Consider the following 13,478-nt stretch of genomic DNA (forward strand, 5'->3'; position numbering starts at 1 on the left):
CTGGTCGACCATCGTGTTGATGGTGTTCTTGAGTTCGAGGATCTCGCCGCGGGCGTCGACGGTGATCTTCTGGGACAGGTCGCCCTGCGCCACCGCGGTGGCCACCTGGGCGACGTTGCGGACCTGCGCGGTGAGGTTGCCGCCCATGAAGTTCACGGAGTCGGTGAGGTCGCGCCAGGTGCCCTTGACGCCCTTGACGTCGGCCTGTCCGCCCAGCCGGCCTTCGGTGCCGACCTCGCGGGCGACGCGGGTGACCTCGTCGGCGAAGGCGGAGAGCTGGTCGACCATCGTGTTGATGGTGTTCTTGAGTTCGAGGATCTCGCCGCGGGCGTCGACGGTGATCTTCTGGGACAGGTCGCCCTGCGCCACCGCCGTCGTCACCTGGGCGACGTTGCGGACCTGGGACGTGAGGTTTCCGGCCATGAAGTTGACCGAATCGGTGAGGTCGCGCCAGACCCCGCCCACCCCGGGCACCTGCGCCTGGCCGCCGAGGCGTCCCTCGCTGCCGACCTCGCGGGCGACGCGCGTGACCTCGTCGGCGAAGGCGGAGAGCTGGTCGACCATCGTGTTGACGGTCTCCTTGAGCTGAAGGATCTCACCGCGCGCGGGCACGTCGATCTTCTGCGAGAGATCGCCCTTGGCCACCGCCGTCGCCACCTGGGCGATGTCACGGACCTGGGTGGTGAGGTTTCCCGCCATCGCGTTCACCGAGTCGGTCAGGTCCGCCCAGGTGCCCGAGACCCCCGGCACCTCCGCCTGGCCGCCCAGCGTGCCCTCGGTGCCCACCTCGCGGGCCACCCGGGTGACCTCGGACGTGAACACGGAGAGCTGGTCGACCATGCCGTTGAAGACCGTGGCGATGTCGCCCAGCAGACCCTGTCCGTCGGACGGCAGCCGCGTGCCGAAGTCACCGTCGCGCACGGCCGTCAGCCCCGCCAGCAGCTGGCGCAGCTCCTGCTCACCCGGGGCCTGTTCGCGGGCCTCCGTCGACGTGCTGGTCATGCGTACCCTCGTTCCGCTCCCCTAGAGCCCCCGCACCGGGGACTCGGAACCCTGGCGGGCTCGTCAAGGGCCCGCTCACCAGCGACAATCCCGCACCCCACGGAGTTGCCCGATGAGAAATCCGTCGAAGATTAACCCAGGTGCGGAGCAGCGACAAAAGGCTGTGGGAAGGGTTGTGACACGCCGGAAAAAGAGGTCGTGAAAAAAGTGTGAGGGTGACGATCCCGGGTACTCGTCAGGATTTTCCAGGCTCCGGCCGCGCCGCCGCCAGGGCGTCCTCCAGGGTGGGGTGGAAGGGGATGACGGTGTCGAGGCCCACGAGCTGCAAGGTGCGCAACACGGCTCCCCGCACCACCACGAGCCGCAGCCATCCTCCCGCGTTCGCGGCGGCCTGGAAGGCGGCGATCAGGGCGTTGACCCCGCTGGAGTCCATGAACGTGACCCGGCTCAGATCGATGACGACCCGCTGACCCACGGCGGAGTCCGCCGGAACCAGGGCCCGCGTCAGTCCGCCCACGCTCTGGTGGTCGATCTCTCCCTCGAGGCCGAGGACGGTGATGCCGTCGGCGTCGGTCCGGACCACGGTCAGTGTGCCGTGACCCGCTGCTTCCCGGTTGTCTGCCACTCGCGTCCTCTGCGCACTGGATAGGGGGCTGTCACGTCCTTGGTGCCACCGCTGCCCAGGATGACCCGGCGCGATGCATGAGAGCGCCCTCCATTTCCAGGACGGCACGAGAACAGACGGCACAGGCGTAAGACGGGAAACACGGGGTAACCGCGCGCTCATGAACGGGGTACTGGAGATGGTCGGCAGGGTGCGGGTCCTGCCTGAGGAGTGTTCGCGGATGCCGGAAGCCGCACCTGCCGAGGTGACCGTGGCCCTGGACGGAGCGGACGGCTGCATCGCCGACGCGCGGGCCGAGACGTCGAAGTTCCTGACGCGGGTGCAGGGGGAGTACGGGCTGCCGGTGGCCGCCCGCACTATGGACCTGGGGCAGTTGGTGGTCAGTGAGCTGGTCACCAACGCGCTGAAGTACGCGCCCGGGCCGGTGCTGCTGAACCTGCGCATCGCCGACGGCATGCTGGAGATCGAGGTCTGGGACACCGACCCGACCCTTCCGCTGGCGCGCGCCGCCGACGCGGGGCGGGTGGGCCAGCACGGCCTGGAGATCGTGATGGCGGTCGTCCAGGCGATAGAGGTGCGCCAGGAGCCGGTGGGGAAGTGCGTCACCGCCCGCCTGACGCTGTTCGACGACTAGCCGCGCGAGGTCGTCCCTCTCCCACAGCCGATGAGCCGGTGACGGGACGACATGCGCGCGCCCGCGGCCTCGACGAGAGCCGACGGGCCATTTCGGCGATCCTGGACCGAGGGCGGCGGTGCCGAGGCCGACCGCCCTGGAGCCCGTCCCGGTCCGGGGCCGCGAGCTGACCGAGCCGCCACCACCGCTTTGAAACCTCCGGACCTGGGCACCCCTGAGCGGTCGAGCCGCGACCGCGGCACCGGCAGACCCGCGGGGGACCGGGGGCCGAACGGTGCATCCGGCCGAGGGCCCCCGACCGAAGCTCTCCGTACACACAGTCCTGGAGGTATCCGTGGCTCGTCGCCATCGTCTGATCCGAGTCGCTCCGAGTGCCGTGTGGGACGTCCTCGCCGACGGTCACCGCTACGCCGAATGGGTCGTCGGGACCGCGCAGTCCGAGCCGGTGCGAGGGCAGTGGCCGAACAAGGACGCGGCTATCCGTTTCGAGGTCCGCGTCGGCCCGCTCAGGCTGACCAACGAGACGGTCGTACGCCGCTGCGAGGAGGGCGCCGCCCTGGAGCTGGAGGCCCACGCCGGTGTGCTGGGCACCGCCCGTATCGCCATCGAACTGCGGCCGTGGGGCGAACACTGCCTGGTCATCGTGGACGAACACCCCCTGCAAGGAGCCGGCGGCGCCCTCCACAACGTCGGCTTCGACGCGCTGATCCAGCTCCGTCACCGCACCATGCTCGCCCGACTGGCCAGACTGTGCGAGAACCCGGCCGGCGACGACACCCCGCACCCCGCACCGGCCCGGGGAGCGGCACCGGGCGCGCAGGGAGTCGGTCATGCCTGACGCCGTGGTGATCGGTGCCGGCCCCAACGGTCTGGTCGCCGCCAACCTGCTGGCGGACGCCGGCTGGAGCGTCGAGGTGCTGGAGGAACAGCCGGAACCGGGCGGCGCGGTGCGCCACGACCACGGGGTGGACCCCGCCTTCGTCAACGATCTCTTCAGCTCCTTCTACCCGCTCGCGGCCGCCTCCCCGGTCCTGGCCGGACTGCGCCTGGAGGACCACGGACTGCGATGGAGCAACGCGCCGAGCGTCCTCGCACACCCGCTCAGCGACGGCAGCTGCGCCCTCCTGGACCGGGACGTCGACACCACCGCAGCCTCCCTCGACACCTTCGCGCCGGGCGACGGGGACGCGTGGCGGCGGCTGCACGACGTGTGGCTGCGGCTGCGCCCCGACGTCCTGGACGCCCTGTTCACCCCCTTCCCGCCGGTCCGCGCGACGGCCCGCCTGGCGTGGCGGCTGCGGGCCGCGGGCGGTCTGCGCATGGCCCGGACCCTGGTCCTTCCGGTACGGCGGATGGGGGAGGAGGAGTTCCGCGGACAGGGCGGCCGGCTGCTGCTGGCCGGGAACGCTCTGCACGCCGACCTCGCCCCCGAGTCGGCCGGCAGCGGCGGCTTCGGCTGGCTGATGGCCATGCTGGGACAGACCTACGGCTTCCCCGTCCCGGTCGGCGGCTCAGGCGCTCTCACCGAGGCCCTGGCCCGTCGCCTGCGGGCCCGGGGCGGACGGCTGCACTGCGGGCAGCGCGTCGACGAGATCGTCGTCCGCGGCGGCCGGGCCGTCGGTGTGCGGACGGCGGCCGGTGACGCGGTACGGGCCCGCCGCGCGGTGCTGGCGGACGTGTCCGTGCCGGCCCTGTACGGAAGCCTCCTGGACCCCGAGCACCTGCCCGCCCAGCTCCTGGAGGACGTGCGCCGGTTCCAGTGGGACTTCGCCACCTTCAAGGTCGACTGGGCGCTCGACGGCCCGGTGCCCTGGCGGGCCGAGGAGGCGTCCCGGGCCGGCACCGTCCACCTCGCCGACGGCGTCGACGAGCTCACCCGCTTCGCCGCCCAGCTCGCCATGCGGCAGGTCCCGGACCGCCCCTTCCTGCTGTTCGGCCAGATGACCACCTCCGACGCCACCCGCTCCCCGCAGGGCACGGAGTCCGCCTGGGCCTACACCCACGTCCCCCACGAGATCGGCGCCGACGCCGCGGACGAGGGCATCAGCGGCCGCTGGGACACCAAGGACCAGGAACTCATGGCCGACCGCGTCGAACGACAGGTGGAACGGTTCGCGCCCGGCTTCCGGGCCCTGATCCGGGCCCGCCGCATCCTCGCGCCCCCGACCCTCCAGGCCATGGACGCCAACCTGAGCGGCGGCGCCATCAACGGCGGCACGACCGCCCTCCACCAGCAGCTCTTCTTCCGCCCCGTGCCCGGCACCGGACGCCCCGAGACCCCGGTCCCCGGCCTGTTCCTGGCCTCCTCCGGCGCCCACCCCGGCGGCGGAGTGCACGGAGCGCCGGGCGCCAACGCGGCACGGTCCGCCCTGCACCGCCACCGGCCCCCCGGGCTCGCCCGCGCCCAACGACTCCTGACCCGCCGCGACCGCACCGGAAGCAGGCGCTGAACCCAGGCGCCGCCCGCCGGGGCGGCCGTATCCGTGGAGGAGACCCGTGAACGCACACGAGGAGGCCCCCAGCGGCCCCGACCGTGACCATCGGCGCCCCGCAGGCGTCGACGACACGACCGTCGAGGCCCTCGGGGCGCTGTCCAAGGCACTGGAGACGACCGAGCGGGCCCGCGGCCGGCTGTACGACTTCCACCAGCTCACCGGGACGGCCGACCTGGAACTCGACCGTGCCGTGCGTCTGCTGGAGGAGGCGGGACACCCCGAATGGGCCGCGAAGGTCCGCTCGGAGATCCTCGGCCGCAACGTCATCCCCGGACACTGGACGTTCCAGATCGTCGAGGCCTACAACGCCACCTACTACCGGCCCTTCCAGCAGTTGGAGCTGAGCGCGGTGCGGGAACTCGCGCAGGGCCGCGACCACTTGTACGAGGCGGAGATGAAGGAGGAGCGCCGCACCGCCGGTCACCCCGACCACACCGCCCGCCCGTCTGCCCACGACAGCTGAGAGACCCTGCGGGGCGCGCGTTCCGCGTTCCACGGCGTTCAACGGAAGGAGGGTCGGCCATGCCCGACAGTCCGCTCGCCGGCCGGACGGTGGCCGTCACCGGAGCCGCCCGAGGTCTGGGCGCGGCCCTGGCCCGCGAGATCGCCCGGCGCGGCGCCCGGGTGGCGCTGCTGGGCCACGAGAAGGCCCTCCTGGAAGCCGTGGCCGAGTCCCTGCCGGGGCCCGCCCTGGCCGTCGAGGCCGACGTGACCGACCCGGACGCGCTGGCCGCCGCGGCCCGCGCGGTGCGGGCCCGCCTCGGACCTCCCTCGGCCGTGGTGGCGAACGCGGGCATCGCCGAAGGCGGCCCGTTCCTGACCTCGCCGCCGGACGCCTGGAGCCGTGTCGTCGACGTCAACCTCACCGGCAGCGCCCACACGGCCCGGGCGTTCCTGCCCGACCTCTTCGACACGGGCGGCTACTTCCTTCAGATCGCCTCGCTCGCGTCGATCGGCGCGGCCCCGCTGATGAGCGCCTACTGCGCCTCCAAGGCGGGGGCCGAGGCCTTCGCGCACTCCCTGCGGGCGGAGGTGGCGCACCGGGGCGTCGGCGTGGGCATCGCCTACATCAACTGGACCGACACCGACATGATCCGCGACGCCGACCGGCACGTCGTGCTGCGGGAACTGCGGGCCGGCATGCCCCTGCCGGCCCGCCGTGTGTACACCGTGGAGACGGTCGCCGCCCGCCTGGTCAAGGGCCTGGAGCGACGCCGTACGGCCGTGTACGCACCGGCCTGGCTGCGCCTGACCCAACCGGTGCGCGCGGCGCTGCCGCCTGTCGTGCTGCGTGTGTCGCGCCGCGCGCTGCCCCGCCTGGAGGCCGAACGGTCCCTCGCGTACACCGGCCCGCTCGGCGCCGGCGGTCTCGCCGACCGCGGTTCGCGCCGCGAGGACTGACCCGGCGAGAGGCCGGGGTGCGGGCGGTCTCGCCCGGACCGCGTCCGGCCGTCCGGGCGGGTTCGGGGCCGGACGGCCGGTGTCCGGGTGAAACCGCCCTGCGCCTCACCGTGTGCCGGCGCGGGCAGCGGTCCCGGTCAGGAACGCCGTGCGCGGCGGGTGCCGTAGAGGGCGGCCGCCCCGAGGGCGATCACCGCGGCAGCGCCGCCCGCTATCGCGCCGACCGGTGCGCTGGAACCGGTCTCGGCCAGCGGCGGGGTGCTGTCGCTCGGCGAGGGCGCCGGCGAGGTGGGCGGCGTCGACTCCAGCGGAGGGACGTCCGGGGTGGTCGGCGGCGTGGTGGAGGTGGCGGGCGGGGCCGTCGGGGTGGCCGGCGGGGTCGACTCGTCCGCGGGCGGCTCACTGGCGGGCGGGCTGCTCGGGCTGTCCGGCGTGGACGGGGAGGACGGGGGCGTGGGCGAGTTCGGCTGCTCGGGGCTGCACGACTTGTCGCCGCCGTTCCACGCGGCGATCAGGTGGTACGGCGTGGCGACGTTGTCGGGCTGGTAGGGCGCGGGGCCGTGGCCCTCTCCCGACCCGCCGTCGTAGATCACGTCGTCGCCGTAGAGGTCGATCTGCCCGTAGCAGTCCGGCGTCTTGACCGTGAGCTTCTGCCAGGTCCGCTCGGCGTCGTCGGAGCCGGGGAGGTCCTTGGCGCTCAGGTAGACGGTGGCGTGGTCGACCAGGGTCTGGAGGCCGGAGGTGTACCAGTCCGGTCCCTCGGTGGTGTACTCGGCCAGCGAGACCGGGTACGTGCAGCCCTCGCCCACGGTCTGTCCCGGAGCCAGCCGTACCTCGACGGTGCCGGGGGCGGAGGACCACTGGCGGAAGCCGCCCTGCGAGGTCCAGTCGGCGTCCGCCTTTCCGGCGGCGTCGACCAGGCGGTACTGGACCGTGGCCGACTGGCAGCCGCCCCCGGGGGTGGCATGGGCGACGGTGGCCCCGAACAGGGGGGTGGCCGTGGCGATGAAGGCGGCAGCGGCGACAGCGGCCGACGTTCTGGAGCGTGAGAGGCGCGTCAAGATATGCCCTAGCGGTGTCGAGAGTGTGGGAGGTGGCAGGGCGCGAGCGGCCGCGGCAGGCGGTCAGGGGAATGCAGTCCGTGGCGGAGCCACTCGCGTCACTTCGCTCGCTTCGGTCACAGCGAGCGAGCCGCATTCTTGTCGCTGTCCACAACTCCCGTCAATATTTCACCAGTTCAGCACAGAGAGGCGTCCTGGCTTGCGTGTTCTGCCCTGATATCACAGGGGGGAGGGGCCGGCGGACGGCACTCTCGATCATGCGGCGCGTCGGTCGGGCCGAGGTGGGAGACGAACGGGTGAGAGTCGTCGTGACGGGCGCGTCCGGGTTCCTCGGACGGCTGCTGGCCGGTGCGCTGGCGCGGGCGGGGACCTTCGGCGGTGCGCCGATCAGCCGTCTGGTGCTGGTCGACCGGGTCCCCTGGCCCGGTGGGTCACAGGGGGCCGGGGTGCCGGTCCAGGTGGTGCACGGGGAGCTGCCCGAGCATCTGGACGCGGTGTTCGCGGAGCCGGTGCACGTGCTGTTCCATCTCGCCGCCGCGGTGTCGGCCGAGTGCGAGGCCGACTTCGACCTCGGGATGCGCGCCAACGTGGACGTCACCCGCGCGGTGCTGGAGGCGGCACGGACCCAGTCCGGGGCGGGCGGGCCGGTGGTGCGGACGCTGTTCGCCAGCAGTGTCGCCGTCTACGGCTCCCACCCGGCCCTGCCCCTGCCGGCGGCGGTCAGTGAGACGACGGTGCCGGTGCCGCGGTCGAGCTACGGCGCCCAGAAGCTGATGTGCGAGCAGCTCGTCGCGGACTGCACCCGGCGCGGCTTCGTCGACGGGCGGGTCGCGCGGCTGATGACGGTGGCGGTACGGCCGGGCAGGCCGAACGCGGCCGCCTCCGGATTCCTGTCCGGCATCGTGCGCGAACCCCTCGCGGGCCTGCCCGCCGTCTGCCCCGTCGACCCCGCTCTGCGCGTGGCGCTCTCCTCGCCCCGGCGCACCGTCGAGGGCATCCTCCGCGTCGCCGAGGCCGAACGCGGCACCGGGCCGGGCCGCCTGGAGGGCCCGCTGCCGGTGAACCTGCCCGCCCTGACCGTCTCGGTCGCCGACATGCTCGCGGCCCTGCGGCAGACGGCCGGTGACGCGGTCGCCGACCTGGTCACCGTCGCGCCCGATCCGGCGGTCGAGGCGATCGTCGGCTCCTGGCCGGCCGTCCTCGACCACCGGCGCGCCGCGGCCCTGGGACTCCGCCCCGACGCGGACTTCCTGTCGGTGCTGCGGGACTACCTCGCCGATCACCCGGAGGCGGTCGCCGCCCCGCCGGACTGAGCCGGGGCCGCGTCCGCCGTCGGGCAGGCGGTTCGGTCAGCCGGGGAAGCGTCCCGTGGAGCGCAGCAGCCAGCGGCGTTCGGCGTAGGCCAGGTCGTCGCGCCACAGCCGTGCCGCGCCCGCCGCCATCAGGCGGCGCAGCACCGGGGCCGCCGCACGGGCCGCGGCGAAACCGGGGCGCGCGGAGGATGCGACGACCGCTTCGATCACGGCCGTGCGCGGACGGCCCAGCTCGTCCGGGCCGAGCGGGGTCACGTGCGTCTCGACCACGGAACCCACCCCCTCGCCCTCGGTGATGCGCATGAGGACCGTCCGCGGCTCGGGCGTGGTGAACAGGGCCCGCACCGGCACCACCAACCGTCCCGCGACCTTGAAGGAGACGTCCACGGTGAACCCGTCCTCGCCGTCCCCCTCGGCGCCGGGAGTGTCGACCACGGTCAGGTCGACGAAGGAGTACGGGTGGAACCAGGCCCCGTGCCAGGGGTCCAGCCGGTTCGCCACGACGTCCTCCGGCTCGCAGACCCCCACCCCGGTGTAGACGGCGGCGACGGAGCGGGACGGCTCCGGCCGGGGCGGCACGACCGGTTCCCGCGTCGGGGGTTCACCGCCCACCTGGTCCAGGCGCGCCCAGACCAGCACACCGTCGTCGTGCACGGGCAGCGGCTCCCAGCCGGTGAACGGCCCGCCGTCCAGGGCCAGTCCGTGCCAGTGGCAGACGAGGGTCCCGCAGCGCACCGGGCTGTCGGCGAGCGGTGCGCCCAGATGCGGGCAGATGCCGGGGCCCGCCGCGAGCCGTCCGTCGGCGGTGCGCCACACCACCAGTTCCCGCCCGGCCACCGTCACGGACAGCGGGCGGTCCCGGTGCACGTCCCGGGTGGCGCCGACGACGTACCAGTTGCCGGACGGGCGGGCCTGGGCCCGCTTCAGGGCCTCGGCGATCAGGGCCGGCCGGGCCTGCCGCCAGGTCGGCTGCTGCTTCTCCCACCGCACCGGGCGGCGGCGCAGGGCGAGTGGGTAGCGGGGGCGTCCCGCAGGTCGCCGCGGTTTCATGCGATCCTCCGCCAGGGTGATGTGGAGTCGGCTGCCGTGTCCGACAGGGGTACCGCCCGCTCGCCGTCCGTCCTGTGCCGCAGCCGCGCCGCCCCCACCCGGACCAGGCCGTCGAGGGCCACGACGGCTCGCCTGTGGCCGGGGACCACGGCACGGCGCTGCACCGAGCGGTACCCGTCCGCGGCGACCGCGTCCAGAATGCCGCCGTACAGGACGAAGGCGGTGCGGATGCAGGGGCGCGAGACCGGGTCGAGCATGGCCAGCCCCGGCGCGGCCTCGCGGTAGAGCGCGCGGGTCAGTTGCTCGAACTCCCGCAGGGCGGCGGTGATCCGGCGGTCGGGCCGGCCGGTGTCCCGGCTCCAGCGCAGCAGCCGCCGGTCGACGCCGTGGGCGGCCAGCAGGTCGGCGGGCAGGTACACGCGGCCGCGGTCGAGGTCCTCGCCCACGTCCCGCAGGAAGTTGGTGAGCTGGAACGCCACGCCCAGGGCCGCCGCGTGCGGTGCCGCCTCCTCGCGCGGGACGACCGTGCCGAGCACCGGCAGCATCTGCAGACCGATCACCTCCGCCGAACCGTAGGTGTAGGTGCGCAGGTCGGCGTAGGTGGCGTAGCCCGTGATGTCCAGGTCGGCGCGCATCGCGGCCATGAAGTCGGTGAAGTGGCGGTGGTCGATGTCGTAGCGCAGCGCGGTGTCGGCGAGCGCGTGGACCACCGGCTCGGCGCTGTGGCCCGCCGTCAGCCCCAGCTCCAGCTCGTGCTGCAACAGGGTCAGCCGTCGGGCGCGCTCTGCGGTGGTGGTCGTACCGTCGAGCGTGTCGACGATGTCGTCGGCCCAGCGGGCGAAGCCGTACAGCGCGTGCACGGCCGGCCGGCGTGCGACGGGCAGCAGGCGGGTGGCGAGGAAGTACGTCTTGCCGTGCCGGGCGTTCAGCCGCCGGCATCGGGTGTACGCCCTGCGCAGCGCCGGGTCGGTGACACCCGCCGCGTCGAGTTCACGGTCGGTCATGCCGGCCTCCGTTCGGGGGTCTCTCGTACGGCGGGACGCGGCCGCCGGGGGCGGGCGCCGCCGGTGATGCGGGCCGCGGCGAGCTTGCCCGACAGCAGGACGGTCGGGACGCCGACACCGGGAGTGGTGCCGCAGCCGGCGAGGACCGCGTTGACCGTCCCGCGCACCAGGTTGCGCGGCCGGAACGGCCCGGTCTGTGCGAAGGTGTGGGCGGCGGAGAAGGGCGAGCCGGCCGCGTGGCCCTGGGCCTGCCAGTCGGCCGGCGTGACCACGCACTCCTCCTCGACCGCGGCGGCGAGACCGGCGAGGCCGCGCCGTTCGAGTTCGCCCAGCAGGCTGTCGCGGTAGCGCGGACCCAGTTCGCCCCAGTCGGCGGCGCCGGGGCCGAGGTCGGTGTTCGGACAGGGCGCGAGGATGTAGTGCAGATGTCGGCCGGGCGGGGCGAGGCTCGGATCGGTGGCGGTGGGTCGCGTGACGAGCAGGGACGGATCGCTCATCAGGCTGCCGGACTGCGTGAGTTCGGCGAACGTCCGCCGCCATGCCGCGCCGAAGGAGATGGTGTGGTGGGCCAGCCCGGGCCAGGTGCGGTCCGTGCCGACGTGCAGGATGACGGCGGACGGCGAGAACCGCAGACCCACCGGCCGCCTCGGGGCGCGGCCCAGCAGCCCGTAGGTGACGGGCAGGTCGGGGGTGAGGACGACGGCGTCGCAGGCGATGCGGCCGGTGTCGGTGACGACGGCCGTGATCCGGTCGCCGGAGCGTTCCAGACGCGTGACGGTCTCTCCGAAGCGCAGGTCGGCGCCCGCGTCCGCGGCGGCGTCCGCCATCGCCCGGGGCAGGGCGTGCATGCCGCCGCGCGGGAACCAGACGCCCGCCACCGTGTCCATGTACGCGATGACGGCGTACGCGGCCAGGGCGCGTTCCGGTGCCACGCCCGCGTACAGGGCCTGGAAGGAGAACACCCGCCGCAGCCGTTCGTCGTGCAGGAAGCGTCCGATGCGCGCGTCCAGCCGCCCGAAACCGCCGAGGGCGGCCAGGCGCGCCAGGTCGGGATGGAGCAGGCGCAGCGGCGAGTCGAAGTCGGCGTCGATGAAGCGCCGCATCTGCACCTGGTACAGCCGCTCCAGCCAGGCGCGCAACCGCCGGTACCCGGCGGCCTCGTGGGCCCCGGCGAAGCGTTCGATCTCCGCCTCCATGGCCTCGGCGCCGGTGTGGACGTCCAGGGTGCTGCCGTCGGCGAACCGGGCCCGGTAGGCCGGGTGCAGCGGCACCAGGTCGACACGGGCGTCCAGGCTGTCGCCGACGGCGGCGAACGCCTCGTCCGCCAGGTGAGGCATGGTCAGGACCGTGGGCCCGGTGTCGATGTGGTAGCCGCCGCGGACGATCCGCCCGGCACGCCCGCCGGGTGACGCGTCGCGCTCCACCACGGTCACCCGGCGTCCGGCGCCCAGCAGGTGCAGGGCGGCCGACAGACCGGACAGACCGGCGCCGACGACCACGACGTGGTCGGTGCGGCCGGGCACGGTGCGGGTCATCGGCCGGCCCCCTCGCCGGTCGCCAGGATCAGGGAGACGGGCACCGGTTCGGACGCCGCGGTGCCGGTCACGCCGCTCGCGGAGCGCATCAGCGTCCGCAACTGCCCCGTGGGCTCGGGTTCCAGCGGTGCCGTGTCCAGGTGGCGCAGTCCCTGGCCGACCAGCCTGCGGATCTTCTCCTCCACCGTGTCCCGCGCTCCCGTGACCTCGAACACCTCGCGGACGGCCGCGAGTTCGGCGTCGGAGGCGTCCGGTCGGCCGAGTGTGTTGCGCAGCAGGTCCTGGGCCCGACGGTCGCCCGAGGACTCCGCCCGCGCCTGGGCGACCGCGGCGAGGTAGGTCGGTTTGCCGCTGCGGATGTCGCCGCCGGTGGGCTTGCCCGTGTCGCTCGGATCCGCGAAGACGTCGAGGAGGTCGTCGCGCAGCTGGAAGGCCAGCCCGACGCAGCGGCCCGCCGAGCACAGGGCCCGGGTGGCGGCGGGGCCTGCGTCGGCCAGCGCCGCGCCCAGCGCGAGCGGGCGTTCCACCGAGTACAGGGCGCTCTTGAGGCAGGCGGCGCGGATCGCCCGGGCCAGGGAACGCGCCGAGGTCGCCTCGCCCTGCATGTCCAGGTACTGCCCGGCCACCATCTCCGTGCGCAGCGCACTCCACAGGTCCCGGACCCGCCGTGCGGTGGGGCGGGGCAGGTCGGTGTCCGCCACCGTGTCGTCGGCCCAGGCCAGGGCCAGGTCACCGGCGAGGATCGCCGCGGCCTGCCCGAGCCGCTCACCGCGCCGGGCGTCGCCCGCGCCGGCGTACTGGGCCGCCACGTCGACGTGCAGGGCAGGCCGGCCGCGGCGCGACCGCGCCCCGTCCATCACGTCGTCGTGGACCAAAGCGCAGGTCTGGATGAGTTCCAGGGCGGCTCCGAGCCGCAGCGCGGCCTGCGCCCGCCAGGGGTCGTCGCCCCCGCAGGCGCGCAGCGCCCACCACACGAAGCGGGAGCGGCCGAGCTTGCCGCCGTTGCGCGTGAAACGGGCGACCCGCGCGGCCAGGTCCTCGGCGAAGAGCGGGTCGACGGCCTCGGCCGCGGCCACGTGACGGTCGAGCAGGTCGCCGAGGACCGCGCGCACGGCGTGCGCCACGTCCGCGTCCACGGCACGCGGGTCGTCGCCGTACGCCGGACGGGTGCCGGGCGGGGAGGCGCGCTGATGATCACCTTGGCCCTGTCCGGTCCCCGCGGCCGGCCGGCGGGGCGGCGCGGGGGAGACCCGCTCGGCGGTCGTGGGTGCGCACGGACTCCGGTCCGCGCGGTGGCCCTTTGCCACGGTGGAGCTCATGCCGGTTCCCCTCGTCGAGATGCTCGTGATCAGAGCTGG

Annotated in this window: 13 protein-coding genes; 6 read left to right on the top strand and 7 right to left on the bottom strand. The window is 74.2% G+C overall.

Annotated features, from left to right (window positions below; all coding sequences use genetic code 11):
• Window positions 1–1,002, bottom strand: a 1,002-nt coding sequence (locus ACIQJT_RS26060) for a HAMP domain-containing protein (protein ID WP_402647302.1), incomplete at its 3' end; no start/stop codon positions are given.
• A 235-nt stretch (window positions 1,003–1,237) separates the two neighbouring features.
• Window positions 1,238–1,627 (bottom strand): STAS domain-containing protein, encoded by a 390-nt coding sequence (locus ACIQJT_RS26065; RefSeq protein ID WP_402647305.1) that lies wholly within the window; start codon window positions 1,625–1,627, stop codon window positions 1,238–1,240.
• A gap of 160 nt (window positions 1,628–1,787) precedes the next feature.
• Between ACIQJT_RS26065 and ACIQJT_RS26070 the strand changes: the two genes are divergently transcribed.
• The 5 genes from ACIQJT_RS26070 (at window position 1,788) to ACIQJT_RS26090 (ending at window position 6,157) form a co-directional block, all read left to right on the top strand.
• Window positions 1,788–2,261: an ATP-binding protein gene (locus tag ACIQJT_RS26070; protein ID WP_365460776.1), complete on the top strand. Its 474-nt coding sequence runs from the start codon at window positions 1,788–1,790 to the stop codon at window positions 2,259–2,261.
• 334 nt (window positions 2,262–2,595) lie between these two features.
• Window positions 2,596–3,099: an SRPBCC family protein gene (locus ACIQJT_RS26075; RefSeq protein ID WP_365460778.1), complete on the top strand. Its 504-nt coding sequence runs from the start codon at window positions 2,596–2,598 to the stop codon at window positions 3,097–3,099.
• A complete protein-coding gene (locus ACIQJT_RS26080; protein WP_402647308.1) occupies window positions 3,092–4,711 on the top strand; it encodes a phytoene desaturase family protein in 1,620 nt (539 codons plus the stop codon). Before ACIQJT_RS26075 ends, ACIQJT_RS26080 begins: the two co-directional genes overlap by 8 nt.
• Before the next feature lie 46 nt (window positions 4,712–4,757).
• Window positions 4,758–5,219 carry a hypothetical protein gene (locus tag ACIQJT_RS26085; RefSeq protein ID WP_402647310.1) on the top strand — a complete coding sequence of 154 codons (462 nt, stop codon included), beginning with the start codon at window positions 4,758–4,760 and terminating at the stop codon, window positions 5,217–5,219.
• A 59-nt stretch (window positions 5,220–5,278) separates the two neighbouring features.
• Complete coding sequence (locus tag ACIQJT_RS26090) at window positions 5,279–6,157, top strand: SDR family oxidoreductase (protein WP_365460784.1); 879 nt, start codon at window positions 5,279–5,281, stop codon at window positions 6,155–6,157.
• 137 nt (window positions 6,158–6,294) lie between these two features.
• Here ACIQJT_RS26090 and ACIQJT_RS26095 read toward each other — a convergent pair whose 3' ends face one another.
• Window positions 6,295–7,218: a hypothetical protein gene (locus tag ACIQJT_RS26095; protein ID WP_402647313.1), complete on the bottom strand. Its 924-nt coding sequence runs from the start codon at window positions 7,216–7,218 to the stop codon at window positions 6,295–6,297.
• Window positions 7,219–7,514: 296 nt separating this feature from the next.
• Between ACIQJT_RS26095 and denD the strand changes: the two genes are divergently transcribed.
• Window positions 7,515–8,531, top strand: a complete 1,017-nt coding sequence (denD, locus tag ACIQJT_RS26100) for a D-erythronate dehydrogenase (protein WP_402647315.1) — start codon at window positions 7,515–7,517, stop codon at window positions 8,529–8,531.
• Between the two features lie 36 nt (window positions 8,532–8,567).
• Here denD and ACIQJT_RS26105 read toward each other — a convergent pair whose 3' ends face one another.
• From ACIQJT_RS26105 to ACIQJT_RS26120, 4 genes are read right to left on the bottom strand one after another with little or no spacing between them, the layout of a single operon-like run.
• A complete protein-coding gene (locus tag ACIQJT_RS26105) occupies window positions 8,568–9,581 on the bottom strand; it encodes a DUF5914 domain-containing protein (protein WP_402647317.1) in 1,014 nt (337 codons plus the stop codon).
• Complete coding sequence (locus ACIQJT_RS26110; protein WP_402647320.1) at window positions 9,578–10,585, bottom strand: phytoene/squalene synthase family protein; 1,008 nt, start codon at window positions 10,583–10,585, stop codon at window positions 9,578–9,580. The genes ACIQJT_RS26105 and ACIQJT_RS26110 overlap by 4 nt, the downstream gene beginning before the upstream one ends.
• A complete protein-coding gene (locus tag ACIQJT_RS26115) occupies window positions 10,582–12,120 on the bottom strand; it encodes a phytoene desaturase (RefSeq protein WP_402647323.1) in 1,539 nt (512 codons plus the stop codon). The genes ACIQJT_RS26110 and ACIQJT_RS26115 overlap by 4 nt, the downstream gene beginning before the upstream one ends.
• Entirely contained in the window at window positions 12,117–13,439 is a 1,323-nt protein-coding gene (locus ACIQJT_RS26120) for a polyprenyl synthetase family protein (RefSeq protein ID WP_402647325.1), read from the bottom strand. The genes ACIQJT_RS26115 and ACIQJT_RS26120 overlap by 4 nt, the downstream gene beginning before the upstream one ends.
• Window positions 13,440–13,478 lie beyond the last annotated feature (39 nt).

It is taken from the genome of Streptomyces sp. NPDC091972, assembly GCF_044756385.1.
Classification (GTDB): Bacteria; Actinomycetota; Actinomycetes; order Streptomycetales; family Streptomycetaceae; genus Streptomyces.

Bases quoted from the DNA above. Each gene is read 5' to 3' on its own strand.
- ACIQJT_RS26070 (WP_365460776.1), top strand. From the start codon at position 1,788: ATGAACGGGGTACTGGAGATGGTCGGCAGGGTGCGGGTCCTGCCTGAG.
- ACIQJT_RS26080 (WP_402647308.1), top strand. From the start codon at position 3,092: ATGCCTGACGCCGTGGTGATCGGTGCCGGCCCCAACGGTCTGGTCGCC.
- ACIQJT_RS26090 (WP_365460784.1), top strand. From the start codon at position 5,279: ATGCCCGACAGTCCGCTCGCCGGCCGGACGGTGGCCGTCACCGGAGCC.
- ACIQJT_RS26105 (WP_402647317.1), bottom strand. From the start codon at position 9,581: ATGAAACCGCGGCGACCTGCGGGACGCCCCCGCTACCCACTCGCCCTG.
- ACIQJT_RS26110 (WP_402647320.1), bottom strand. From the start codon at position 10,585: ATGACCGACCGTGAACTCGACGCGGCGGGTGTCACCGACCCGGCGCTG.
- ACIQJT_RS26115 (WP_402647323.1), bottom strand. From the start codon at position 12,120: ATGACCCGCACCGTGCCCGGCCGCACCGACCACGTCGTGGTCGTCGGC.
- ACIQJT_RS26120 (WP_402647325.1), bottom strand. From the start codon at position 13,439: ATGAGCTCCACCGTGGCAAAGGGCCACCGCGCGGACCGGAGTCCGTGC.